This is a genomic window from Nocardia barduliensis, assembly GCF_013315795.1.
Taxonomy (GTDB): domain Bacteria; phylum Actinomycetota; class Actinomycetes; order Mycobacteriales; family Mycobacteriaceae; genus Nocardia; species Nocardia barduliensis.
In genome coordinates this window covers 16,564-40,420 of the sequence record NZ_JABLTE010000035.1, presented here as the reverse complement: position 1 = coordinate 40,420, position 23,857 = coordinate 16,564, and the positions used below count along the sequence as shown (strand labels likewise).

Below are 23,857 nucleotides of genomic sequence, written 5' to 3'. Positions count from 1 at the left end.
CGTTCCCCGGTTGTCCTCTCCCCGAAGGAAAGGCTCCGACATGATGAGACGACCCAGGACTGCCGCTGATTTCGCGGTGCTGGGTGTGCTGGCGCCGGGTGGATTGCTCACCGTCGAGCAACTGGCTCAGCAGGCGCGACTGACCGCATGGTCGGTGCGCAGCGCGTTGCTGCGCCTACACGCGCGTGGTCTGATCATGGATTGCCGCCACCGTGGCCGCTGGGCCATCACGCCCAGGGGCCGGGGCGAATGGGCCGCGAAAGGACGCCGGTTCACTTTGTGAGCGGAACCGGAGGGGTGGTCACTGATGCGGCGCATCGGATTCGCTGGTGCGGGGAGGCTTTCGCGCAGCCGGCGACGGTGGCCGGATCGTCGATCCCGAGGTGGCGCGCACCGCACCCGGCACGTTGCGCGCAGTCGAACTCACCTACGGAATGCCGCGCGCCTACGGGCATGGACGCACGGCCGGGCTGCGGAGTCGAAGGCCGCTGACCGCACTAGATCAAGAACGGATTCCAGCATGGACAATTATCCCTGCATTCGATTTCACTAGCCGGAATCGGTACGCGACCCGCGCCGCGATTTGTTCCGGCTCCGAGAGTTGTGCGATGCTCTTTCGTTTCGATCTACCGAGGCAGAATCATCGCCTTCAGATTCGGTAGGTTCCCGATGCGCTGGGTCGCGGGCCGTTCTGGCGCATCGGTTTGCGGCGAGCCCGTTTCGCGCAGCCGGGCGCGCACCTCGGCGGGCTTCTTCCGCCCCGCCGCGGCCGCGCTCATTCCCTGATAACTCGTCACCGCGCCGACAACGATCGGGGACGCGCTCGAGGTTCCGCTGAACACGTCGGTGTACCAGAGGTCCTCGTCCGGACCTCCTTGCAGATCGCCGTACCCGGTGGTGGTGACTTCCGAGCCCCATCCCTGCACGTCGACTCGCTCACCGAAGTTGGAGAACGCCAATCGGGAGCGAGCCGGGCCGTGGTCGCGACCGTGGAATCCGGGTGGGGGTGCGCCGGCTCCGACGATGATCGCTCCGGAGTCGGCCTCCCCGCCGCGGAACGGATTGCGCCACGTGCTGGGAAACTCCTCGGGCCGGGTGTCGTAGAGCGCGGCGTCGAGGTCCTCGCCGCCGTTCCCGCCCGCCTCCACCACGATGACGCCCTTCCCGACCGCGTACCGGATCGCCGCCGCGTCGTCGGGCCACCATTCGATCGCGATGTACCCGCGTTGATCCGCCCGGTTGACGTAGGCGAAACGCGGTCCGGGACGGTGCACTTCGACCAGGATCACATCGCCGGGGTTCAGCACGTCCGCGGCCGAGCGGATGGCGACCGCCGACCCCGATCCGAAGATCGAGACCGCGCGAATGTATGCCTCCGGCACGATACCGGTGATGCCGTAAGCGTTCACGTCGCCACTGATCGCGCCGGCGACGGCGGTGCCGTGATCGCGCCAGCCCTGCTGCGGTGCGGGGCTGCCGCCGATCACGCCGCCTTGGTTGACCCGCAAGTCCTCGTGCGTGAACCGCCACGCGCCCTCGATGTCCACCACCCGCACCCCGGTCCCACGGCCACCGGGCACCGTCCAGGCCCAGCGGGCGTCGATTCCCTGCGGGGCGGCGTCCAGGTAGCCCTGCCGCTCGCCGAAATCCGGGGTCACCGGCGGCGCTTCGTCGGTCGAGCGATCGGCGACCGGCACCGCGCCTCCGGGCGCGATCGGCGGTTCGGCGGGCGGCTTCACATACGCTGCCGCCACCTCGTCGGCGGTGCGCAACCGCGCCGCCAGATCGTCGAGTTCGCCGGTGACGCCGCGAACGGAAAAGTAGTTCAGGTACTCCGCGCCGGCTTCCTCGTGCGGAGTGCCGGTGAGCCTGCCCGCCAAGCGGTTGGCCGGTCCGAAGATGCGCACCAGTTCGCCTCCGGCGGGAAGCAGTTCGTTCAGACGTGATTGGGTGCTGCGGCTGTCGCGCAGCGCGATCGGCGTGACCGCGGTGTCGGCGCCGTGGGTGATCACGATCAGCTCGGCGGGCGACCGGAGCTCTGAATCCTGGGATGCCATGGCGCCCAGTCAACCTGGAGTGCGGCGGGCTCGCCACCGGATGCGCTGTGCTGGTCAGCCACGCAGTTGCACGGTCGGCGCCACGCCGGGGGCCGCGACCGTGTCGCGCCGGGGGCTCGCGGCGAAGAACGCTTCGGTGGCCCCGATCGCGAGCAGGCACGCTCCGGCCACCCAGCCCACCGCGTCCAGGGACTCGAACGGCAGCGCACCGACCAGCACGCCGAATGCCAATGTGGCCAGCCCGAACAGCTCCTGCTTCCCACGGCCGGGCAGGTCGTCGACCCATACCGCCACGGTGGCATGGCAGATCCCGCGGATCGCCCAGGCCAACCCGATCCAGAACGACAGCAGCAGGGTCGAATTCCCGCCCGCGAAGCACAACACCGCCAGCAGGACCGACAGCACGCCGCTGACCAGCACCAGCACCCGCAGCGCTGTGGCGAAACGAGCACCGACCGCGACGACCAGCTGAAGCACCCCGTTGAGCAGCAGGTAGCAGCCGGACAGCAGCTCCGCCGTCGGCAACGACTTGTGCGGCCACACCGCGAGGGCCACACCCATGATCATCGAGCAGGCACCGACCACCAGTACTGTCTGCCGCGCTTCGCCGGCCAGTGGTTCCGTACGCCCTGCAACTCCGGTTTCGGGCATAGCTACATGATATGACCAAGGCGAGGTTCGGCGGTGGAGCCAGACCGGCCCCCTGGTCAGGCGTCGGGACGATGCTCCAGTTCGGTAGCGGTTGCTTTGCGGCGAGTTTGGGCGAAGAGTGCGTCGAGTTGGGCTTCGGCGCGTTCGGCGCGAGCCAGGGTTTGCGCACGAGCCTCGGTGAGCGCTTCGAGCCGCGAGGCGGCTTCGGCACGCGCCTTCTCGACGGCAATGGCGACCTCGGCTCGGGCGGAGGCGAGTTCGGCGGCGGCCGCGCGGCGGGTGTCGGTGAGCTCGGCCCGGGTTTGCGCGAGTTCGGCGCGGGTGGTGTCGAGTTCAGCACGCACCCTGCGCCATTCGGCGCGCGCCTCTTCGGCGGCTTCGGCTCGTTCGGCGGCGGCTTGTTCGGCGCGTTCGGTCCCTCGCTCGGCGTCGGCCGCGCGCTGCACGGCGAGGTCTCGTTCGGACTGCGCGGCCGCGACCCGCGCCGCCGCCTCCTGCTGGGCGTGCGCGATCTCGGTTTCCGCGCGGCGCTCGGCGCGCTGGACTTGCTCTGCGGCTTGCTGTTCGATGCGTTCGATCTGCTCGGCGGTCTCGCGCCGCACGGCGCGGATCTCGGCTTCGGCGTCACTGCGGGCGGCGAACACGTCGTCGGCGGCCTGTTTGCTGACGCGTTCGACTTCGCGCAGCGCGTCCTCGCGCGCCGAGTTCGCTTCCGCGATCAGCACTTCGGACTGTTCGGCGGCGGCTGCCGCGTCCTCGGCGGCGGATTCGGCGAGTTCCTTGGCCTCCTGCGCCTCTCGCCGCGCCTGCTCGGCCGCCACGGCGGCGCCTTCCGCCTCGGCGATCCGCCGTGCCGCGTCCACCTGCGCTGCCTGGACTTGGGCTTCGGCGATCGCCGGATCCGCGAGCGTGGACAGCTCCGCGACAGCGGCGTTCAAGGTGCTGTTCAGCTGTTCGGCGAGCCCGCGGAACTGGGTGAGCAACTCATCGGCGCGCAGGCGGGCAATGGTCACCGGGCCCGGTTGCGTCACTGTGACGGCAGCGGTCGCGTCTTCTGCTTCCTGTTGCTGGCGTTGCCGCTCCCGCCATGCGCGCCATCGCGTGTGTTCGGGACGGTCACAATACTCCGAGGGACGGCCGGGTCCGGCTCCCCTGGTGATGGGGCGGGAACAGCCCGGATAGTTGCACACGCTCGACACGGCGAAATCGTAGCGTTGGTTTCGTCGCCGACGACGAATGGCCACGCAACGAAATGCGTTCCGGTTGTGTCCTGAACAAGGGTAACTGGTATTTCGGTTTGTCGCCGACCTGCGAAATGCCAGATCTATCGAGTCAGTTCGAGTGGTTTCGGCCAATAGATTCCGGCATCGTGGGATCGGGCTTCCCGTGCTGGGTGGTGTGCATCGAACACCTCACCCGTTGGTGAGCGACATTCGACGATGAGATCGAGAACGTGCTGGGACTAGCGGGGTTCGGCATGGAGTTCATCCTCTGCGCGAGATTCGAGGTGATACAGGTCACTGGTCGATGCTGTCAGGAATTCGGGGGCTGTCTCGTTCAGGAAGCACGCGAACCAGACAGGAGCGAACCATGAAGCACCGCATCGTCGTCCTCGGAGCGGGATACGCCGGAGCCTTCTCCGCCGGATACCTGGCCCGCCAACTCCACCCCGACGACTTCGAGATCACCGTCGTCAACGCCGAAGCCGATTTCGTCGAGCGGCTGCGCCTGCACCAGCTCGCCGCCGGGCGGGAACTCCGCCACCGGCCGCTGACAGAGCTGTTCGCGGGCACCGGCATCCGGCTGCGAGTGGCGCGGGTGACCGACCTCGACGTCGAGCACCGGACTGTCACCGTCACCGACGGCACGGGCATCGACCGGCTCGCATACGACACCCTCCTCTACACGCTCGGTAGCACCGCCGCCGACCACGGCGTTCCCGGCGTCGACGAGCACGCCTTCCACGTGGCCGCGCGGCCGGCCGCGCTGCGCCTGCGCGCACGCCTGGACGAGCTGGGCGAGGACGGCAAGGTACTGGTGGTCGGTGGCAATCTGACCGCGATCGAGGCCGCCACCGAGCTCGCCGAATCCCGTCCTGGACTTCGGGTCAGCCTCGCCACCAGCGGGGAACTGGGCGGCTGGTTGGGCACGAAGGCCCGCCGTCACCTGTCGCAGGCCTTCGAGCGGTTCAAGATCACCGTCCACGAGCACTCCACCATCGTGCGCGTCGAGGAGGCGGCGGCAGTCGCCGCCGACGGCACCGTGTTCGTCTCCGACGCGACCGTGTGGGCCGCAGGCTTCGCCGTCCACCCGATCGCCGCAGCCAGCGAGCTCGCGGTGGAACCCAACGGCCAGATAGCGGTCGACCGTCAGATGCGGTCGGTCTCGCACCCGGATGTCTACGCTGCCGGTGACAGCGTCTTCGCCATCCGTGAGAACGGTCAGCCGTTGCCGATGTCCTGCGCTTCCGCGGGACCCACCAGCAAGCGGGCGATCGCCGCGATCATCGAGGACCGCACCGGGCACAAGATCGCGCCCGCCTCGCTGACGTATATCGGCAACCACATCAGCCTCGGCCGCAAGGACGCGATCATTCAGCTGGTCGACGGGGACGCGCGAGCCAAGTCGGGGGCCCTGTGTGGCCGCAAGGCCGCGCGCGTCAAGTCGGCGATCCTCGACACTGCTGCCTGGAGCCTTAGCCACCCGACCTTCGGAAAGCCGGGTCACAAGTACCGTTTGTCCAGCATTCGAGAGCGCTCGCCGCACATGGTCGCCGGATAGAGTCGTCCTCATGGACACCGCCACCGTGGCGCGTTTCGAGGCCAGCCGCAACCGGCTGGCCTCGCTCGCCTACCGTCTGCTCGGCTCGGCCGCCGACGCCGAGGACACGGTGCAGGACGCGTTCCTGCGGTGGCAGGCCGCCGACCGGGAGTACGTCGATGCGCCGGAGGCCTGGCTGACCAAGATCGTCACCAATCTGGCGCTCGACCGGCTCCGTTCGGCGAAGGCGCGCCACGAACGCGCGGTCGGCGCGTGGATGCCCGAACCGCTGCTCGACGGCGACCCGATGCTGGGTCCGGCCGACACCGTCGAGCAGCGCGAATCGGTGACCCTGGCGGTGTTGACGCTCATGGAGCGTCTCTCGCCGGTCGAACGGGCCGTTTACGTGCTGCGCGAAGCCTTCGCGTACAGCCACGCGGAGATCGCCGAGATTCTCGGCATCACCGAGTCCGGGAGTCAGCAACACCTCCACCGAGCCCGGCGTCGAATCGCCGCGGCCGGTAGCACTACCGATATCGACCATGCCTCCGCGCGTCGAATCGTCGAGGCGTTCGTGGATGCCGCATCCTCGGGCCGGACCGAACGACTGGTGGCGCTGCTCACCGACGACGCGACCGGCATCTCCGACGGCGCTGGGCTGGGGACGGCCGGCAAGCTGATCCGGTACTCGACCCGGGAGCGGATCGCCAGCGCGGTGCGGGCCGGCTTCAAACCGTCTCCGGCCAAGCGGAGACTCACCGGTGGCTCGCCGTCGTTCCATGCCGTGGTGGTCAACGGCTGCCCTGCCATGCTGGCCACGCTCGGCGACCGGGTCGTGGGCGTCGTGATCCTGGAGATCCGCGACGACAAGATCGCAGGCGTGCGTAGTATCGCCGCCCCGCACCGACTCGGTCGGCTCACCGAGCAATGGCAGCGGCAGGAGCACGAGGTCCCGCTGATCGAATCGTGGTAACCCGCGTCCCGCAACAGATCGCCCAGCGGCCGTGGCCCTCCGGCAGAGGTGCGGAACACGGCTCGATTGTTCGCGTGGCCCTCAGTGTTCGAGGATGAAGGTGACGACTCGCTCGGCGACGGCTCGTCCGGACTTCCCTTCGGGCCCGAAATGATCGAGTCCCTTCATGGTGTCGCGGGTGGCGTCGGGGAGTGTGCCGGTGAGGGCGTCGAGTTCTGCTCGGGTTGTCGAAGACGTGCGAGTTCCGCAGAGGATCAGCGTCGCGGCGGTGAGGTCGGTGAACTCCTCGAGCCGGTCCTGCTGTGCGGCCAACTGCTCATGCTCGGCCAGGTTGGCTTCCAGGAGCGGTCGCATTCGCTGCCACCGTTGTCCGCTGAACCCGATGCGCAATGCGGCGCGCAGATACCAGTGCGGCAGCTTGGCCACGAATGCTGGTGCACCACCGGATCCCTGAATGAAGTACGCGAATGCGCCGTAGGGATCGCCGGCAGCCAGGCGGGCGCGATAGGGAGCCATCCATTCGGTGGCGACATGGCCGCCGGGGGTTCCCGGCTCGTAGAGGGCGATGCGGTCGAACACCGGCGAGGACCGCACGGTTTCGAGTATCGCGAGCCCGCCGTAGCTGTGCCCGAACGCCAGTCGCGCGCCGGTGGCGGTGTGAACGGCGAGCAGGTCATCGACTTCTTTCTGCAAGCTGTAGTCGTGCCCGAGTGGTCCGCTCGCGCCGCGCCCACGCCGTTCCACGAGATGCACTGTGCACGACCGAGCCAGTTCGGCCGCCAGCGGCAGGTAGTCCTGTGCCGTGAACAGCGCGCCGCCGACCACGATCACACCGGGTCCGCTGCCCATCGATCGGTAGCCGATGGATGTGCCGTCCGCCGAGACGACCGAGCGTTGCCGAGCCGGGTCAGGGGTGCGATAACTCATTCGAGGCCCTCCAGATGCTCGAAGGTGGTCAGTAGGCGCGCGGTTTGCCGCGTGTATTCCTCGTAGGACACACCGCTTTCGGCGACGACGGCCGCCAGCCGCTCTTCGAGGCCTTGCCGCGCCGCGGCCACCAGCTGTTTTCCTTTGCCGGTGAGGCTGAGCCGCCGACTTCGCCCGCCTGCCGGGCCGGGCTGGACGACCAGTAACCCTTCTGCGGCCAGGACGGCCGTCATGCGGCTGACCGACGGCTCGGTCACGCCGAGCCGGTCGGCGAGCGCCCGTTGCGTCGAGGCTCCCAACTCGCCGACGAACGTCAAAGCAAGGAATCGACTGTAGGACACGCCGTGCTCTGCACGCAGGATCCGGTCTGCCGCCCGGTCCAAGCGGGCCGTGAGAACGTGCAGGTCGAAGCTCAGTTTCCGATCCACCCCGGTAACTTAACATGCTAAGTCGGAAAGTGATTCCCTGTCGTCGGCTCGCTTCCCCTGCCGCGGCGGCGGGCTCGGGTCGGTTCACCAGATTCACTGAGGCCGGGAAGGATTGGAGCGCGTCGGTTGCGCCACGGTACGCACCATTGTCCGCATCGCTTCCCCACGCAATCGGCCGATCTTCCAGATGCACTGGGCCAGGACACCTCCGCAAAGTCACCGAACCAAGACATCTTCTGACCGCCGATAAGTGAACCTTATCGGCGGTCAGCAAGCCCACGCCTTCGAGTTACCTTTCCGAATGGATTCGTTTCGTAGCGTTTGCTCCAACGAAATGAAACACCAACGAAAACGGCGGAAAACTGGGTGCCCCGAGACGGACGGATCGGCCGCGTGGAAAACCCGCCGTAAGCGGACCTTCCGACGCGGAAACATGCGGCCCACGGTGTCGTAGGCTGACTACTCGCGCCGAGTGCTCCGGCGCGGACAGTCAGTCGCCGATGTGAACGCGGGAGCCCGAGCCATGGACGATCGATCCAGCGTGGTGGCGGTCCCGGAGTCGGTGCGCACCGAGTTGCGTCGTGGTGTGCGCAGCGTGCTGGTCGACGCCGTGGCCTTGCGGCTGGTGCGTGACCGCTTCGACGACGACCAAGCCGGTTCGCTGCGCCGGTATCTCGAAGCGTCCCAATCGGCGAACACGTTGCGCGCCTACCGGGCCGACTGGGTGGCGTGGTCGGCGTGGTGCGCCACCGAAGGCAGGCAAGCGCTGCCCGCCGACGCGCTCGACGTGGCGGTCTATCTCGCCGCGGCCGCCGACGCGCGCCGCGACACCGGCGGGTGGGCGTTCAGCCCGGCGACATTGGAGCGCAAGTCGGCCGCCATCGCGGCGGTGCACGCGGCGAACGGCCTGCCGTCGCCGACGCGGTCGGACGTGGTGCGCCTGACGCTGCGCGGCATCCGTCGCACTCGGCGCACTCAGCCCCAACGCAAACGCCCCGTACTGCTGCACACCCTCGATCAGCTCCTGAGCGGGCTTCCCGAACCGGGTTGGCCGACCGAACCCGCCCGCCGGCGGGACGCACTCGTCCTGCTCGTCGGTTTCGCCGGCGCGTTGCGCCGCAGCGAGCTGGCCGGATTGCGCGTCGGTGATGTCGAAGTGGGCCTCGACCACACCACCGGTGAGCCGCTACTGCTGATCCGGCTGCCCGCGACGAAGACCGATCCGACCGGCGCGGCCGAACAGCGTGTGGTTCTCCCGCGTGGTCGCCGACCCGCGACCTGTCCGGTCTGCGCTTTCGCCGACTGGCTGCGGCTGCGGGAGATCCACGCCGAAGGCGGAACTTCGGGTGTGCGGGCCTGGCTGGCCGACACGCAGCAGACAGCTCCCGAGATACACCGCTGCCACGGCTTCACCGGGACCACGCTCAGCGACGCGGAACTTCCCCTCTGCCCCACCATCAACCGCCATGGTGTGATCGGCGAAAACGCCATGTCCGGGCGCGCGGTCGCCGAGTTGGTCAAGCGCTATGCCGCGCGGGCCGGACTCGATCCCGCTTTGTTCTCGGGTCATTCGCTGCGCGCCGGGTTCGCCACGCAGGCAGCCCTGGGCGGCGCGAGCGACCGCGAGATCATGCGTCAGGGCCGCTGGTCCAACCCGCGCACCGTCCACGGCTACATTCGCACCGCCAACCCACTGGAAGACAATGCGGTCACCAAGCTGGGCTTGTGAACGGTCGCTTTGTGACACGTGCCCCAGGGTCTACTAGCTGTCTCGGCCACCGAGGCCGGGCGCGGGGGCTTCGAGAGGTAGATCGAGGATGAGGTTCGCGGCGCGGGCCATGATCTCGTCGCGGGCGCGGCCGGGATGGTCCACGGCGAGGAAGCGGTTGCCGATGGCCAAGCAGAAAGCCAGCAGACTGCGCGCTTCGACCTCGTCGAGGTCGGCGCAAAAGGTACCGATCGCGTCGCGCGCCAACTGCATGCGCGCGTTGTCCACGCGACGCAGGCGGGCGGCGACGGCTTCGTCGCGGCGGGCCCAGTCGCGGATGGCCAGATCGATGGGGAGCAGACGGTCGCTGGAGAAGGTGAGCTGCCCGGCCAGCCGGACCTGCTCCCGCGGGTCGCCACCCTCGCTCTCCACTCGCTCGCGCACCTCGTCGACGGCCTCGCGCTCCCAGGTGTCGAGCATTTCCGCCAGCAGCGCGTCGCGGTCGGGGAAAAAGCCGTAGAAACCGCCCTTGGTCACACCGAGCGCCTTGGCCATGGCTTCGATGCGCACCGCGCCGACACCGCCCTCCGCCAGTGCCCGCAGACCCTCCTCGATCCATCTCTCGCGCGTCGTGCGCAACGCACCCATCGGGTAATGAACCTCACTTCCGAAAGCAGTTGTACGGCACCGTATAACGAGGCTAACCTCTCGTTATACGCTACCGTATAACGAGCCGCCCGGCTCTGCGAAGAGGATGGAGAGTTCCATGATCAAGTGGGCTGGTCGGCTCATCGTGTTCTTCGGGACCGCGCATACGATCGGTGCCCTGACGCTGGAAGGCGCCGCGCGCTACGCCGGAGCGTGGTTCAGCGGGCAGCTGTGGCACGACGACCTCGCCGCGATGAGCCCGGCGAACAGCGCGCTGTGGCTGTCGCTGGAAAGTTTCGGTGTGCCCCTCATCGTGGTGGGCCTGACCGTGCTGTGGCTGGACCGCCACGGCATCACACCGCCGCCCTTCATCGCCTAGATCCTCGGGATCTGGACCGTGGTCGATGCCGTAGTCCTCCTGCTCACGCCTTGGCCGCTTTTCATGGTCGCGGTGATCTTGCTGGCGGTCGGAATACGCCGCGCGGGAGCCGCGACCGCGCGCGAGTCGAGTGGTTCTGTAAGGCAATCGAGTGCAGGCGCGTGACGAGCAAATGCGCACATTGCGTTTCGTCATCCGGACGCCCTGCCCTCATCGGTGCGGCGCATCGGCCGGCCCTGGGCTGCGTCACATGACCGGAGTCGACCACCGCGAAGGGGCCGGGACAGACGAGGCGGCGTCCGATGCTGGGGATATGCTGGCTGTGTGCTGTCAGTGCCGGCGCCGATGCTGGCCGTCTCCGGACGGCCACCGCAGGAGCACGGCCGGTGGGCCTTCGAGATGAAGTGGGACGGCATTCGCGCCATAGCGCGGTGCCGCGACGGGGGCTGCCGGTTCTACAGTCGCAACAATCGAGATCTCAGCGGCGCATTCCCCGAGCTCACGGCGGTACTGGAAGATCTGGGCGAGCGCGGTGAGCTATTTCTCGACGGGGAGATCGTCGCGCCCGATCCGGCGACGGGGGCTCCGTCGTTCGGCCGCTTGCAGCGGCGTATGCACGTGATCTCACCCGGGGCGGAGTTGCTGCGCGGAGTCCCGACGCAGTACTTTGCCTTTGATTTGCTGGCTGTGCGCGGTGCCTCCATCATGGAGCTGCCCTATACCGAGCGGCGCGAGCGTTTGGCGCAGCTCGCCCTCGACCGGCCGCTTGCCCGCACTCCGCCGTACTACTCGGATGTCGATCCCGGCACCCTGATGGACGTCGCCCGCGAGCACGCGCTGGAGGGAGTAGTCGCCAAGCGCCTCGATTCGGCCTACTACCCCGGCCGCCGCTCCCCGTTGTGGATCAAGACACCGCTGCGCAGGACGACGGAGGTCGTCGTCGCGGGCTGGCTGCCCGGCTCGGGTCGTTTCTCCGCGACGTTCGGTTCGCTCGCACTCGGTGCTTACGACGCTGACGACCAGCTGGTGCACGTGGGCAATGTGGGTACCGGCTGGACCATGCACGGCCGGCGCTCCCTGCAAGCCCGCCTCGACGAGCTTGCACGTCCGGACACTCCCTTCGACATTCCACCTCCCCGCGCGCTCGCCGCGGTCGCCCATTGGGTGGAGCCCGTCCTCGTCGCCGACATCGAATATCGCGAAGCGACCTCCGAGGGGCTGCGTCATCCCAGCTGGCGGGGCCTGCGCCCGGACAAGGCCCCGCACGAAGCGAAATGGGAGTAGCGGTTCAGCCGTTCGGTGTCGAACCGCTGACGCGCGCGACGACGGAGATCACCCGAATCTCCAGGTCGTGTGTGGGGTCAGGCGGGCAGTTGCGCGGTGGCGAATCGCTCCCAGGACACGGTCTCGCCGGAGGGCAGGAGGGCGGTGCCGTCGGCGAACAGGCGCAGTCCGTGACGGTCCGACAGGTACCAGAGCACACGACGTAATTCGGTTCGCCCGTCCACATAGGCGCGCATGAGTTGAGGGAGGAATTCCCGCTGTTCCAGCAGCCAGGAAACGATCCTGGCCGCCGAATCATCTGCGGCGAGCCGGTCGGCCAATCGGGCGAAGGCGTCCGGCGCGCCGAGCACTGCCAGACTGAGGTCGTCGAGTTGGGTTATGGCGTATTTACTTTCGAACGATCCGAGTACCGAGACCGCGCGATCGGCGACACATGGGTGCTGATCAAGGACCGCGAGCCCGACGGCCCCCAGCATTCCGCGAAAGGCCAGGTGCGGTTCGCTCGCGACCACCGCGAGCCACCGCTGCCTCGGGTCGGAATCGGCGAGCGCTTCGAGAAGCGCGGACGGCTCGCGGTCGTCCACGCCGATGAGGTTGTAGGTATTCGCCGGATAGCGGACGGTGGCGCTGTCCCCCGCGACGAGTGCGGTGCCACCGGTCGCCTCGATTCTGTCGAGCAGGAGATCACCGAGTTCCGGACGTTCGATGAGCGCGCTCGCGATCGCGAGCATCCATACCGGTGGAAAATCCTCGACGATCATTTCATCGATGATCTCGACGAGCTCCTCGCCGGTCGCGACAAGCCCGAAGGATTTCGCCGCGGCATCGGCTACACCTTCCGACCGGTCCGCCATCATCGCGCGCAGCCGCGGCGCGCATTCGGTGATTTTCGCCGCACCGACCGCCGTGACCGCCTCTTCCCGCACGGCGTCGTCGGGATTGTCGAGTTCGCGGATCAACGAATCGATGAACGACTCATCGAATGGAGCCAGTTGAAGCATTTCGACAAGTGTCAATTGCACCGCCGGATCGGACTCGGTCTCGAGCCGGGCGAGTATCTCGGACGGCTCCAGCGCGCCGCGCTCCCCCAGGGCCCGTACCGCCAGTCGGCGTTCGTGCGGATCGGACGCGTCGAGCGACGGTGCGACCAGTTCGGCGATATCGCCGGGCGCGAAACGTCGCAATGCCTCCAGACACGCGTAGCGCACCCTCGGCACGTCCTCCACCCGCAACAGCCCCACCGTCGGGTCCAGTGCGGCCGTCACTCCCGCGGTCGCGCCGACGGTGATCGCGGCACCCCTGATCCAGGGGTCAGGCGCGTCGCGGATCAAACCGGCCAGGTTCTCGCCGTAGTCTCCGCCGCTGAGTACCGCGATCAGGATCCAGACCACCGAGGCATAGGCGCCGAGCGGCTCATCGGACTCATCGGGATCGGGCGGCGGCGGAAACCGAAGATCTGCCAAGGCGTCTACTGCTGGGGAATTCCACAACACCACGAACACCCACGCTATTGCCTCGCCGTACTCGGCTGCGGGATGCGTGAAGTCGGTGACGAGATAGTCGACGACGCGGACGAAGCCGTCATCGGGTAGCCGCAGCAATACGCCTGCGGCGTGATCGCGCAAACTGTCGTCGTCGGCGTACGCGACGGTCCACAGCAGCGCGTCGATCACCGCGTCGTCGGCCACGTCCTCCAGTCCGTTCAGGGCGTTGTGCTTGCGCGCCAATGTGACGTCGCCGTCGTAGAGATCGTCGATATATTGCCGGTGGTGGTCGGAGGCCGATGCCGTGACACCCCGGCTCGCGAGCGCGTCCAGGATCTCTCCTCGCAGCGGTTGTCCCACGAACCGCATCGCACCGATCAGCGCCTCGGTCGCCGATTCCTGCTCGGCCCGCTCGATCAGCATTCGCAATTCCCGCGCCGCGCCGAGCCGAGCGAGGCTTTCCCCGATCGTCATATTCGCGGTCATCCCGTCCTCGTCGGCACGTTTGTTAAATTCCTGCCAGAGACCGGGCACGGCCGAGCGATCGCGTAACCTGCCGAGCGCTTCCATGATCGCCGACCGCACCGGGGGCGCCGTCTCGTCCGGCAGCCGTGCCAGCAAATACGGCACCGCGTCCGACTCACGTCGATGATCCAACGCCAGCGCGCACGCCCACCGCACGAACATCTCCGAGTCGAACAGCCCGTCGAAGAGCAGTCCGCGCACGTAATCGGTGCGCAAACCACCGAGCACCGGCGCGAACCGGTCCCGCGACCACCATTCGCACGCCCGCGCGAACACCTCGTCCGCGACCGCCACCAGCCGGTGCGCGATAGCACGCTGATCCCGCACACCTCCCATACACAGCGCGGCCAACCAGGAATTCATGCCGAAGATATCCGGTTCGCGCGCCGACATCCGGTCCAGGATCAGCCCGGGTATCCGCCGTGAATCCAACGCAGCGGCCACGACCAGGATGTCGTGCCCGGCGAACCGGTCCGCGAGCCGATCGATATCGGCTACCGGATCCGGCATCTCGGCGAGTGCTTCGCCAGCGAGGAATGTACGGAATAGCGAATGCAGGAAATACAATTCGTCGCCGGAACCACCAGCGGCCACCACGAGTCCGGTGCGTCGGGTGAAGGCCAGCAGCGCACCCGCCCGGTCCCGGCCGCCCGATTCCTCCAGCAGAGCCAGCAAGCGCCCGCGGGTGAAACCGATGGAGGTGCCGTCGCCCTCGCTCGCCACCTCGAGCGCCAGTGCCCGCAATGCTCCGCGCACCTGCCAGGGCACCACTTCCTCCTCGCCGTCGGCGAGTCTGCTGATCCGTACCGCGCGGGCGATCGCCTCGTCCACGCCGCTGGCGAGAATCTGTGCCGTCGTTTCGAATCCGGCGTTCGAGGTCGACTGCCACAGCCAGCACAGCAGTACGAGCAGTTGGGGCAATCGGGCCAGTTCGGCCATCCCCCGGTCTTCGGCGATCCGGTCCGGCAGATTCGCCGCGCGCGGTTCCCGCACCACCCACTGCTGGACGAATCCGGCGATATCGGCATCGGAGAGTTCGGTGATCCGGAATGTCGCCGCGACGTTCTGCAAGACATCGCTCCTGGCCATCGGCCGGGTCGTCATGATGAAACTGCGGGCCCGCCGCACCCTGGCGAGCACATCGTCCACTTGGCCGACCGCCACTTCGTCCAACGCGTCGAACAGGAATACGACATCGTCACGCTCGCGCAGAAATTCGACCAACCGCGCGATTTCCGCCCCGCCGAGCGCGTCACCGAAATGTTCGGTGATCGCGAAGGTCAGCAGGTCGGTGTCCATCCCGCGCCGGGCGAGATCGTGCAGCCGGACCAGAACGGGAATACCGGGATAGTCGCCCGCCGCCATACGTCGCGCGATCTCGTGCAGCAGGGTGGTTTTGCCGATTCCCGCCTCGCCGATGATCACCAGTCGCTCGACGGAGCCGATCACATCCGGTACCGGACTCGCTTGTCCGTTGTCGCCCGGTCGCTCCGAAACCAGCAGTCGCTGCCGGAAGAAATCGGTGGGCAGGCCGCCGAAGGGACTCGACAGCACCGTGAGTTCGGGTTGAGCGAGGATGAGCGCCCGCAGCCGCCGCTCCACCTCGTCGCTGGGCAGCCGTGCTTCCAGGCGGATATCGGCGGGTAGTCGCGGCAAGGCGGCGGCGTCGGCCACACCGAGTACCTCCCACCAGCACGCGCCGTCCTCGAGCGTGTCGAGCCTGCTCAGCGGAACCATGGTCAGGCCGTTCATCCCGGCGGGCCGATGATGTTCGCTGATCACGCCGATCACATGCGCAGCGGCGAAGACGACCGAACCGGAGAAACCCTGCCAAGGCGAACCGGTCAGCGGCCCGTCCGGAAGATCGCGCGGCGCGTCCGGAACCCGCAGTGTGGCAAGTCCTTCCACCGCACCCTCGCCGGTCGGGACGTACCCGTCGACGCGCACTACCTCACGCAGCGGCACCTCACGTCCTTCGCGGTCCTTCTCGGCGAAGGTAGGGAAACCGAAGGCGACACAGTCGCGCAGATTCGGCGTGCCGAGTGCCGGATCATCGCGCAGCAGCGCGAACGATACGGCCCCGTCGCTGACGCCGTCGAATTCGATCAGCGCCAAATCCATTTTCTCATCGAACGCCAGTCGCCCGTTCGACAATCGACACAGTCGCGCCGGCCGCTCCCACGCCCCACGAAATCGCACCGATATCGTCCCGGCGCCGACCACGTGCGCGGCCGTGAGCACCACCCCGTCGCGCACGACGAAACCCGAACCCACCTGCCAGCGGCCGTCTTCACAATGCAATACTTCGACGACCCGATCAGCCAGGACCGGCCCCTCGGTCATGGCTTACGCTGGGCCTGCCTGGCGATTTTGATCGGCGCCCCGCTGCGATCGACCGGCGGCCCGAAATTGAGGATGACCTTCTGCACCGATTCGGCCGCGTATCCGCCACCCGTGCCGAGTTCCACGACCCAGAACTTGAGCCCCGCCTTACCGTCGGCCGTCTTCTTGATGCCGACCTGAAATTCGACCTGCACCCCCGTCACCGGGAACTGGATCTCCGTATCCTCGCCCGCCAAAACCGCTTTCCGCAGTTCGGCACGCAACGCCTCGACCGTTTCCGCCAGATCGATTTCCATGACCCTCCCCGATGGTGGTTTCTACCGGATGATCGTCGCAGAGGGTTGACTGTTACGCCAGCACGAGTACCCCTACCGTTTCGGACCGGGTACGGTCACGCCACCGACAAGACAGCCGGCGCGACTGTCACCGCGGCACCCGCCGAAGTCGGCGGCTTCCCGTGCAGGCGAGCCGATTCTCCGGTCGGACGAGCCGGGCGCAGGTCGCGGGATGATCGCGAGTCACCGGTCAGAGGTGGGCTCGAGTGGGCGCGAGCGCAGCGCGTTCGAGTCGTGGGCGATTCGCCGTACCACGTCGGGCAGCAGAGTGTGTTCGGCTTCGAGGACCCGCGCACCGAGCGTCTCGGCGGTGTCGCCCGGCCGCACCGGCACTTCGATCCGGGCGATGACCGCACCGGCGTCGTATTCACCGGAGACGTGATGGACCGACACGCCGCTGACCTGGTCTCCGGCGTCGAGGACGGCTTGGTGCACGTGCCTGCCGTACATTCCGGGGCCGCCGTGGCGGGGCAGCAACGCGGGGTGGACGTTGATGATCCGGGTGGCGAATTCGCTCCTGGTCCGCGGCCCGATCTTCTTCAGGTATCCCGCGGTCACCACCAGGCCGACCTGGTGCTCGACGAGTGCGGCGCGCATGGCTTCGTCCGGGTCGTCATGGGTGCGCCCGGACAGGTGCCGGGCGGGGATCCGGTTGTCCCGGGCGTAGCGCAGCGCGCCGGACTCGCTGTTGTTGCTGATGACCAGCACGATGCCGAACTGTGCGTCAGCGACGAGGGAAGCCTGATGCAGCGCACGGAGATTCGACCCGTTGTGGGAGGCGATCACCGCCACTCGAAGCTCCGTCATGGTTGGGTAGTTTCGCACACGCGCTCGTTCACGGGCGGCGGTACGAGCGTCGCCGAGGTCGAGTGCTACGCCGAAGGCCGGACTCGATCGCAGCCCGGCGATGTCAGCGAGCTGCGTGGTCCTCGACAGGGGCGGGCCATTGGTCGATGTGGGACAGCGCGGCGGTGCGGCGGCGGGCTGAGAGCAGGTCGCGGAAGCCGCGGTCGGCGCGCAGGGTCGAACGGGCCTGTGCGACATACTCTTCGGCGTGGCGGGCCGCCGGGTGCCTGCGGCGGGCTTCGGCGAGCCATCCGGTGGCTTGGCGCAGCGCCTCGGCGCGGGTGAGGGGTGGGTCGGTCGGCAGCAGCAGGGTGGCGTGGTCCGGGTCGACGACGATCGCGGAGCCGAGGTGTTGCAGGCAGCGGCCGATGCCCGGGTCGTCGGCGAGGGCGCGGTAGGCGGTCAGGGCGAGCTGCCAGCAGCGCAGGGCACGGCGGGGCTCGCCGCGTGCCCACCACAGCGCCCCCATCGTCTCGTGGGTCTGGGCGCGGCCGTCGGGATCGATGCCGGCGCGGGTGAGGGATTCGGCCAGTTCCAGACGATCCTGCGCGGCATCGAGGCGGCCCTGCCGGATGTGCACGACGGCGAGGTTGATCAGCGCGCACACCTCGCCCGCGACATCGTCGCGGGGGAGCAGCCACCACGCGGATTCCAGCCGGTCGGCGGCCTCGTCCAGATTCAGCGGCGCCGTGGTGAGCCCGCGCAGCGCCGCGTGGTGTTCCCAGCGGGCGGCCAGGCTCGTGGACAGCCGCCGTGGCCGGTAGTCCCGCGGCCGCTCGGCCAGCAGGTCCGCCCGCAGCGCCACCAGATCCCGGTTCAGCTCGTCGAGCCCGGGCAGCGAACACAGATCCCCGGGTACACCGCGCTCGTTCTCGCGCAATCCGATGCGGGCGTACCAGACGTCGAGTGCGTTGCCGATGTCGATCAGGTGCGCGAGCGCCGCGGTGGGGTAATCCCCGCGGGGACGCGCGCATGCCGACACCAGGGCGCGCAGGTAAGGCTCCTCGACTTCGAACCATCGGCGCGCGCCCACGGCGAAGCGCCGCGATTCCAGCGCGACCGCCCACCGTCCGGCTCGATCCGCGTAGTGGTGCAGCAGCGCGGTGAGCGCCGCGCCCCAGTGCGGGCCCGCGGTGACCGTCGCTCGATCCGGCAGCCTGGGCACCTGCCGGACCGCGAAGCGCTGGGCACCGTCGCGCGCGAGGACGCCACGGCGGCACAGGCCCTCCAGCAGCATCGTCGCGGTGCGGGCCGAGGGTTCCCGTGCCAACGGCAACCGGCCGGGTGTGTCGCGAATGGCGTTGAGCACGGCCAACAGCGCGACCGTCTCGTAGTCGTGCACCGGCAGGTCGCGCAGTACCGCGGCGATCAGATGCCCGTCGAGTGCGGCGACCCGGCGCGGGGGCGGAGCGGCCGCCCGTGGTCTCGGGTCTGCCAGCGCGGGCCCCGGTTCGACCAGACCCGCGATCAGATCGAGGTCGCGGGCGGTGCGCAACCTGATGCGGTATCCGCGGGCGAACCGGGACAGCGCATAGGTCGCCGCCGCGGCGATGAACAGCACCGACAACCACCGCAGCGGGCCGTTGAAGAACTGCACGACGCTGTTCTCGCCGAAGGAGTTCACCACCAGGGTGCGCACCAGCTCGAACAGCACCGTGTAGGCCACCACCGACGCGGTGCCCAGAAATCCCAGCCAGACCGTCGATCTCGGCGTCGCGGTCTGCCCGGCCGCTTCGGTCGGTCCGGTCGGCGCGCTCACCGCGGCTCCTCGTGGGCCGATCGCTCGGTTGGGTTCATCGCAGCACTCCCCCGGTCAGTCCCGGTACCACCCAGCGCCGCCAGGTCACCAGCAGCAGCGCCACCGGCAGCACGGCCGACACCAGCGATCCCGCGGCCACTTGCGCGGCGTTCTCGCCGAACTGCCGCGCCTCGCCCCACAGCAGCAGCGACCACGGGCTCGCCCCCGCCCCGCTGATCACCAAGCCGATGAAGAAGTCGTTCCACACCTGGACGAATTCGAGCACCGCCACCGCTCCCAGCGCGGGCCCTGAGGTCGCCAGCACTCGCCGCGCGATGGTGCCGGGGCTGGCCAAGCCGTGCAGGGCATCAGCCGCGCCACTGCCCGGCGGCGCCAGCATCGCGCCGCGCAACACGAGGATGGCGATCGGCAACCCGGCCGCGGCGTGTACGAGAATCAGCGGAATCCGCGTTCCCGACAGCTCGTAAGCCTCGACGAGACCGTCGATCGGCCCGAGGTAGGTCTGTGCCGGGATCACCGCCAGCACCACCAGTACCACCACGGCAACTCGCGCGGCAGTGCCGTCGGGACGCAGCGCGGCCAGCCGGTAGGCCACCGGAGCCGCCGCCGTCACCACGACCACTGTCACGATCCCAGCGACCCACGCCGTGGTCTGCAACGAACGCCACAGCCCGTCGTCGCCCCACACCAGACCGAACGCCGAGAATCCGAATCCGTCGTGCCCGTGCACGCCGGTGTAGGCGAGCACGCCGATCGGGAACAACGCCAGCACCGAGACCAGCCCGATGCCCGCCGCCCGCACCGGGCCGACGCGCCGCCGCCCCGGAACCGTCATCGCGCGCACCGCCGACCAGCTCGCGCGATGTCTGCGCACGTCCACCTGCAGCAGCCAGGCGACCGCGCCGACGAGCACCGCCAGCGGCAGCGCGTAGGCCGCCGCGGCACCGGGCTCGGTGTCGGCCGAAAGGCGCCACCAGCGCACGGTGGCGCTGTCCACCTGGTACTCCAGGGCGCCGGGGACCCCGATCAGCACGACATCGAAGACGCGCGCGGCCGCGACCCCCACCGCCAGCCCGGCGATCAGCAGCACCGGCCGCAGCAACTCGTACAGTCGCAGCGCCAGTGGCCTGCCGTCGTCGCGGTACAGGTACCCCGCGCGCGCCGGATCGGCCTCTATCGCATGGATTCCGGCGCGGAACAGCGCGGTGAGAAAGCCCAGCCAGGTCCACAGGAACGCCGACCCCAGCATCGCCGCGAGCCACCATCGGTAGATCCCGGCGTCCTCGATGTCCAGCCATCGCGCGCCGGAACCGAAGATCACCCGGAACGCCACGCCCGACACGAACGCCGACACTCCGAAGGGCACGATCAGCGGAAGCCACAGCCAGCGCGCCGCGCGCCCCCACCACGCGAGCGCCAACGCCACGATCAGCAACCCCACCGCGAACGCCACCCACACCAGTGTGCGCAGGTACGCGCCTCTCCCGTCGGGGCTCATCGCGACAGCCAGCAGCCACAGTCCGCCTGCCGTTGCGCCGATCGCCGTCAGCCAGAGGAGAATTCTCATCCGTGGCGCGGTCGACCGCCTGCGCAGCGCGGCCGGCAGTAGCGCGCTCACCGCGACGATCGCGCACGCGAGCACCTCCGCCGGGCGCGCCCGGGTGGCGATGACCACCGTCCAGGTCGCGGGCAGCACCAGCAGGGCCGCGGTCAGCACCGCCGCGGGCAGTCCGGTGAGCCGTCCGAGCCAGCGCCGCGGGCGTCCGCCGGGAACCAGCGGTCCGCGCATGCGGCGGGTGGCCAGTTCGATACGCAGGCCGTTGACTTCGAAATCCGGGGGCAGCGTCATCGGCGCCGCCGCTCGAAGTCGTTCAGCGCGGCGATGGCGCGGTCGGTTGCCTCGGTGACCGGTGTCCGCGCTCCGTCGCCGATCGCGATCAGGAATTCGGTCAGCACCCGCCACAGTCCCGCCCGTCCGCCCACCGCGCCGATGCGGTCGGACAGGTCGAAGGCGCTGCGGGAGTTCAGCTCACGCGCGGAGGGCGCCAGCAGCGGTGAGTACTCCGCCTCGGTGCGCAGGTTCGGCCCGAGGAAACCGCCGTAACGCGCGATCCAGGGCAGCGGGGCGCGGGCACCGGCCAGTTTCTCGACCAGTTCCTCCGCGCGCCGGTTCGCTTCGTGGGTCACCACGAGCACGTCGCCGCCGACGATCTTCGGCCGCCCCGACACAGGAGTGACCGCCGGGAAGGGCACCACACCGACCACCTCCCGGACCTCGCGGCCGGACGCGCGGACCCCGCTGCGCACGATCGGTTCCGCGAAATCGGGGGCGACGACGGCCGCGGCGCGGCGATGCTGGAACACGTCCCGCACGGCGTCGGAGAACTGCCGGGTCAACGCGACTCCGACGCCTCCGGGGAAGGCGTGCCGGTGTCCCCACAGGATTCCGAGATGTTTCAGGGCGGCCCGCACTGCCGGGTTGTCCCACTCTCGCTGGTTCCTCGACGCCAATTCGTCGTAGATGCGCGGTGATTCGGCGAGCAGAACGTTCTCGAAGAAGTCGGTCAGCACCCACCCGTCGGCGGCGGCCAGCGCGAGCAGGCGGATCGGTGACTGCGCGAGGACCTCCATCCGGTCCACCCAGTCGGGCAGGGTCCATCCCGTCGGATCGCCCAGACCGTAGGTGGCGAACTGCTGCCGGTCGAACCACACCAGTGACTTGTCGGCAGCCTTGAACGGCACCCCGAACGCCCGGCCCTCGTGGCGCAGCAACAGCTGCCAGTGCCCGGCGTAGCGGGCGCCGCGTTCGTCGGTCCACACCGTCTCGGCGATCGGCCGCAGTTCGCGGGTCAGCTCCCGAACCCGCCCGGCCTGCGGGAGCAGCACCACGTCCGGGGCGGAGCGACCGCCTGCGGTGAAGGCGGTGTCGGTGTTGTCCCCGAGGGGGATCACCTCGACGTCGAAGGCGAGGTCCAGGCCGTCCAGCACGGCGTGGAAGGCGGCCAGTTCCGCCCCGCTCCAGGACACGCCGACGCGTACCGCGGCCGAGCTGCCCAGCAGCAGGTCCGGCGCGCACGCGGCGGCCAGCGGGAGGACCATTCCCGCTTGCAGCAGCGCTCTGCGCGTCCCCATCGACCCCCGATGCCCTTGCGTGCCAATCGAACCCGATTATGCGGCAAAGTCGTCGCGATGGTGGGCGCTTCGCGATCTTCGCCGCTGTCCCCGGAAATTCCCGTGCGTGGCCGCGGCGGCCTCTGCTACGGTCGCCCGTGTGAAGCGTGCTGCTGTGACGACGACGCCGGAATCCGTCCCGGCGCGCTGATCCACGTTTGTCCGAGCCCCGGGGCGAGTGCCCTGGGGCTTCGTCTCGTGGTCACTCGCCCCCTGTCGACGAGGAGACCACCATGCCCGACCATCGCACCCTGGGCCGTGCGCTGAATTTGTTCGATACCGACCCGCTGATCGGCTCCGGCCTGCCGTTCTGGCTGCCCGACGGCGCGATCGTGCGCCAGGCACTGGAGGATTACATCCGCACTGCCGAACGCCGCGCGGGCTACCGCCACGTGTACTCGCCGGTGCTCGGCAAACGCGAACTCTACGAAATCTCCGGCCACTGGCAGCATTACCGCGACGACATGTTCCCGCCGATGGACCTCGGCGGCGAGCAAGTGGTGTTGCGCCCGAGTCTGTGCCCGCACCACGCGCTGCTGTTCCGTTCGCGCGCGCACAGCTATCGGGAACTGCCGTTGCGGATCGCGGAGCTGGGTGGCATGTATCGCTCCGAACTGTCCGGCGTGCTGGGCGGTTTGACCCGGGTGCGTGGGATCCAGCTCAACGACGCGCACATCTTCTGCGCCCTCGATCAAGCTGCCGCCGAGGTCGCCGCGGCGCTGGCGATGATCGCCGACGCCTATGCCGCGCTCGGCATCCGTGCCGCCCGCTACCGGTTGTCGCTGCCCGGTCCGGATGGCAAATACGTTGCCGCACCGCGCTTGTGGGAGCAATCGATCGCCCTGCTCACCGCTGTCCTGAACGATTGCGGCCTGCGTTACGACGCGGTGGAAGGCGAGGCGGCGTTCTACGGGCCCAAGATCGACGTGCAGGTCCGTGACAGCGCGGGACGGGAGTCCACCCTGTCCACCGTGCAGGTCGATTTCCACCAGCCCGAGCGGTTCGGATTGCGCTACACCGGCGCCGACGGCGCGGCACATCGGCCGGTCATGGTGCACCACAGCATCATCGGCAGCGTCGAGCGGGCCGTGGCGCACCTGATCGAATGCCACGGCGGCCGGTTCCCGGCCTGGCTGGCGCCTACCCAGGTGGTCGTGCTGCCGGTGACCGATGCCCAGCGGTCGGAAGCCGCGCAGTTCGAGCGCCGCTGTGGTGACCTGGGGCTGCGCGTAGCGGTGTCGTCGCCGGATCGCGGCAGCCTCGGCGCACGCGTCCGCGATCACCGCTTCGTGCCTTATCAAGCGATCATCGGCGCCGAGGAGGCAGCGGTCGGCGAGGTGGCGCTGCGCCTGCGCGACGGACGCCGCCCAGGTTCGTTGCCGGTCGACGAAGCGCTCCGGCGCATCGGAGCCTTGCTCGCCGTGCACAGCGCCGACCTGTGGGATGGCGCGTGAGCTCGAAGTGCCCGGCCGACGGTGACCGGTGCGCACCGATGCTTGTTGTGTAACCCTTGTCACAGCGCGGTACATGCGCGTACCGTACGGGTGGTACATCGAAGTACCACACGAGGAGGTGGGCG

At 68.8% G+C, this 23,857-nt stretch carries 19 protein-coding genes; 7 read left to right on the top strand and 12 right to left on the bottom strand.

Annotated features, from left to right (window positions below; all coding sequences use genetic code 11):
* The first annotated feature begins 40 nt into the window (after window positions 1–40).
* On the top strand, window positions 41–283 hold the full coding sequence (locus tag HOV91_RS17005) for a MarR family transcriptional regulator (protein WP_157227173.1): 243 nt from the start codon (window positions 41–43) through the stop codon (window positions 281–283).
* Window positions 284–626: 343 nt separating this feature from the next.
* Here HOV91_RS17005 and HOV91_RS17000 read toward each other — a convergent pair whose 3' ends face one another.
* The 3 genes from HOV91_RS17000 to HOV91_RS16990 are packed head-to-tail and all read right to left on the bottom strand — an operon-like array spanning window position 627 to window position 3,721.
* Window positions 627–2,057: a S8 family peptidase gene (locus HOV91_RS17000; RefSeq protein ID WP_174186378.1), complete on the bottom strand. Its 1,431-nt coding sequence runs from the start codon at window positions 2,055–2,057 to the stop codon at window positions 627–629.
* A gap of 54 nt (window positions 2,058–2,111) precedes the next feature.
* A complete protein-coding gene (locus tag HOV91_RS16995) occupies window positions 2,112–2,708 on the bottom strand; it encodes an HdeD family acid-resistance protein (RefSeq protein WP_174186377.1) in 597 nt (198 codons plus the stop codon).
* Window positions 2,709–2,764: 56 nt separating this feature from the next.
* On the bottom strand, window positions 2,765–3,721 hold the full coding sequence (locus HOV91_RS16990) for a coiled-coil domain-containing protein (RefSeq protein ID WP_312884660.1): 957 nt from the start codon (window positions 3,719–3,721) through the stop codon (window positions 2,765–2,767).
* Between the two features lie 577 nt (window positions 3,722–4,298).
* Between HOV91_RS16990 and HOV91_RS16985 the strand changes: the two genes are divergently transcribed.
* Window positions 4,299–5,489 (top strand): NAD(P)/FAD-dependent oxidoreductase, encoded by a 1,191-nt coding sequence (locus tag HOV91_RS16985; RefSeq protein ID WP_174186375.1) that lies wholly within the window; start codon window positions 4,299–4,301, stop codon window positions 5,487–5,489.
* 10 nt (window positions 5,490–5,499) lie between these two features.
* A complete protein-coding gene (locus HOV91_RS16980; protein ID WP_174186374.1) occupies window positions 5,500–6,441 on the top strand; it encodes a sigma-70 family RNA polymerase sigma factor in 942 nt (313 codons plus the stop codon).
* 81 nt (window positions 6,442–6,522) lie between these two features.
* Here HOV91_RS16980 and HOV91_RS16975 read toward each other — a convergent pair whose 3' ends face one another.
* Window positions 6,523–7,368, bottom strand: a complete 846-nt coding sequence (locus HOV91_RS16975) for an alpha/beta fold hydrolase (protein WP_174186373.1) — start codon at window positions 7,366–7,368, stop codon at window positions 6,523–6,525.
* Window positions 7,365–7,796: a MarR family winged helix-turn-helix transcriptional regulator gene (locus HOV91_RS16970; protein ID WP_174186372.1), complete on the bottom strand. Its 432-nt coding sequence runs from the start codon at window positions 7,794–7,796 to the stop codon at window positions 7,365–7,367. The genes HOV91_RS16975 and HOV91_RS16970 overlap by 4 nt, the downstream gene beginning before the upstream one ends.
* 523 nt (window positions 7,797–8,319) lie before the next feature.
* Here HOV91_RS16970 and HOV91_RS16965 point away from each other — a divergent pair.
* A complete protein-coding gene (locus HOV91_RS16965; RefSeq protein WP_174186371.1) occupies window positions 8,320–9,525 on the top strand; it encodes a site-specific integrase in 1,206 nt (401 codons plus the stop codon).
* Between the two features lie 33 nt (window positions 9,526–9,558).
* Here the strand turns inward: HOV91_RS16965 and HOV91_RS16960 are convergent, their stop codons facing one another.
* The gene (locus HOV91_RS16960; protein WP_174186370.1) at window positions 9,559–10,152 is read right to left on the bottom strand and encodes a TetR/AcrR family transcriptional regulator; all 594 of its coding nucleotides are present in this window, start codon (window positions 10,150–10,152) and stop codon (window positions 9,559–9,561) included.
* 118 nt (window positions 10,153–10,270) lie between these two features.
* On the opposite strand from HOV91_RS16960, the gene HOV91_RS39895 reads away from it, so the two are divergent.
* Together HOV91_RS39895 and ligD are read left to right on the top strand one after the other, a co-directional pair.
* Window positions 10,271–10,531 carry a hypothetical protein gene (locus HOV91_RS39895; RefSeq protein WP_246350267.1) on the top strand — a complete coding sequence of 87 codons (261 nt, stop codon included), beginning with the start codon at window positions 10,271–10,273 and terminating at the stop codon, window positions 10,529–10,531.
* Between the two features lie 345 nt (window positions 10,532–10,876).
* Window positions 10,877–11,815, top strand: a complete 939-nt coding sequence (gene ligD / locus HOV91_RS16950) for a non-homologous end-joining DNA ligase (RefSeq protein WP_174186404.1) — start codon at window positions 10,877–10,879, stop codon at window positions 11,813–11,815.
* 77 nt (window positions 11,816–11,892) lie between these two features.
* On the opposite strand, the gene HOV91_RS16945 is transcribed toward ligD, so the two are convergent.
* The 6 genes from HOV91_RS16945 to HOV91_RS16920 all read right to left on the bottom strand — a co-directional run bounded on the left by HOV91_RS16945 (window position 11,893) and on the right by HOV91_RS16920 (window position 22,239).
* Window positions 11,893–16,167: a HEAT repeat domain-containing protein gene (locus tag HOV91_RS16945; RefSeq protein ID WP_174186369.1), complete on the bottom strand. Its 4,275-nt coding sequence runs from the start codon at window positions 16,165–16,167 to the stop codon at window positions 11,893–11,895.
* A complete protein-coding gene (locus HOV91_RS16940) occupies window positions 16,164–16,463 on the bottom strand; it encodes a trypco2 family protein (RefSeq protein ID WP_174186368.1) in 300 nt (99 codons plus the stop codon). Before HOV91_RS16940 ends, HOV91_RS16945 begins: the two co-directional genes overlap by 4 nt.
* A gap of 222 nt (window positions 16,464–16,685) precedes the next feature.
* Window positions 16,686–17,309 carry a phosphoribosylglycinamide formyltransferase gene (gene purN, locus HOV91_RS16935; RefSeq protein ID WP_174186367.1) on the bottom strand — a complete coding sequence of 208 codons (624 nt, stop codon included), beginning with the start codon at window positions 17,307–17,309 and terminating at the stop codon, window positions 16,686–16,688.
* Window positions 17,310–17,412: 103 nt separating this feature from the next.
* Window positions 17,413–19,107, bottom strand: coding sequence for a tetratricopeptide repeat protein (locus HOV91_RS16930; RefSeq protein WP_174186366.1), 1,695 nt, complete (start codon window positions 19,105–19,107; stop codon window positions 17,413–17,415).
* Window positions 19,108–19,141: 34 nt separating this feature from the next.
* Window positions 19,142–20,956, bottom strand: coding sequence for a hypothetical protein (locus tag HOV91_RS16925; RefSeq protein WP_174186365.1), 1,815 nt, complete (start codon window positions 20,954–20,956; stop codon window positions 19,142–19,144).
* On the bottom strand, window positions 20,953–22,239 hold the full coding sequence (locus tag HOV91_RS16920; RefSeq protein ID WP_246350265.1) for an ABC transporter substrate-binding protein: 1,287 nt from the start codon (window positions 22,237–22,239) through the stop codon (window positions 20,953–20,955). The genes HOV91_RS16925 and HOV91_RS16920 overlap by 4 nt, the downstream gene beginning before the upstream one ends.
* Window positions 22,240–22,511: 272 nt before the next feature.
* Here HOV91_RS16920 and thrS point away from each other — a divergent pair, with 272 nt between their 5' ends.
* Window positions 22,512–23,732 carry a threonine--tRNA ligase gene (thrS, locus tag HOV91_RS16915; RefSeq protein ID WP_174186364.1) on the top strand — a complete coding sequence of 407 codons (1,221 nt, stop codon included), beginning with the start codon at window positions 22,512–22,514 and terminating at the stop codon, window positions 23,730–23,732.
* Window positions 23,733–23,857: the final 125 nt, after the last annotated feature.

Coding starts and splice junctions, on each gene's coding strand:
- HOV91_RS17005 (WP_157227173.1), top strand. CDS start 41: ATGATGAGACGACCCAGGACTGCCGCTGATTTCGCGGTGCTGGGTGTG.
- HOV91_RS17000 (WP_174186378.1), bottom strand. CDS start 2,057: ATGGCATCCCAGGATTCAGAGCTCCGGTCGCCCGCCGAGCTGATCGTG.
- HOV91_RS16995 (WP_174186377.1), bottom strand. CDS start 2,708: ATGCCCGAAACCGGAGTTGCAGGGCGTACGGAACCACTGGCCGGCGAA.
- HOV91_RS16985 (WP_174186375.1), top strand. CDS start 4,299: ATGAAGCACCGCATCGTCGTCCTCGGAGCGGGATACGCCGGAGCCTTC.
- HOV91_RS16980 (WP_174186374.1), top strand. CDS start 5,500: ATGGACACCGCCACCGTGGCGCGTTTCGAGGCCAGCCGCAACCGGCTG.
- HOV91_RS16975 (WP_174186373.1), bottom strand. CDS start 7,368: ATGAGTTATCGCACCCCTGACCCGGCTCGGCAACGCTCGGTCGTCTCG.
- HOV91_RS16965 (WP_174186371.1), top strand. CDS start 8,320: ATGGACGATCGATCCAGCGTGGTGGCGGTCCCGGAGTCGGTGCGCACC.
- HOV91_RS16960 (WP_174186370.1), bottom strand. CDS start 10,152: ATGGGTGCGTTGCGCACGACGCGCGAGAGATGGATCGAGGAGGGTCTG.
- HOV91_RS39895 (WP_246350267.1), top strand. CDS start 10,271: ATGATCAAGTGGGCTGGTCGGCTCATCGTGTTCTTCGGGACCGCGCAT.
- ligD (WP_174186404.1), top strand. CDS start 10,877: ATGCTGGCCGTCTCCGGACGGCCACCGCAGGAGCACGGCCGGTGGGCC.
- HOV91_RS16945 (WP_174186369.1), bottom strand. CDS start 16,167: ATGACCGAGGGGCCGGTCCTGGCTGATCGGGTCGTCGAAGTATTGCAT.
- HOV91_RS16940 (WP_174186368.1), bottom strand. CDS start 16,463: ATGGAAATCGATCTGGCGGAAACGGTCGAGGCGTTGCGTGCCGAACTG.
- purN (WP_174186367.1), bottom strand. CDS start 17,309: ATGACGGAGCTTCGAGTGGCGGTGATCGCCTCCCACAACGGGTCGAAT.
- HOV91_RS16925 (WP_174186365.1), bottom strand. CDS start 20,956: ATGACGCTGCCCCCGGATTTCGAAGTCAACGGCCTGCGTATCGAACTG.
- HOV91_RS16920 (WP_246350265.1), bottom strand. CDS start 22,239: ATGGGGACGCGCAGAGCGCTGCTGCAAGCGGGAATGGTCCTCCCGCTG.
- thrS (WP_174186364.1), top strand. CDS start 22,512: ATGCCCGACCATCGCACCCTGGGCCGTGCGCTGAATTTGTTCGATACC.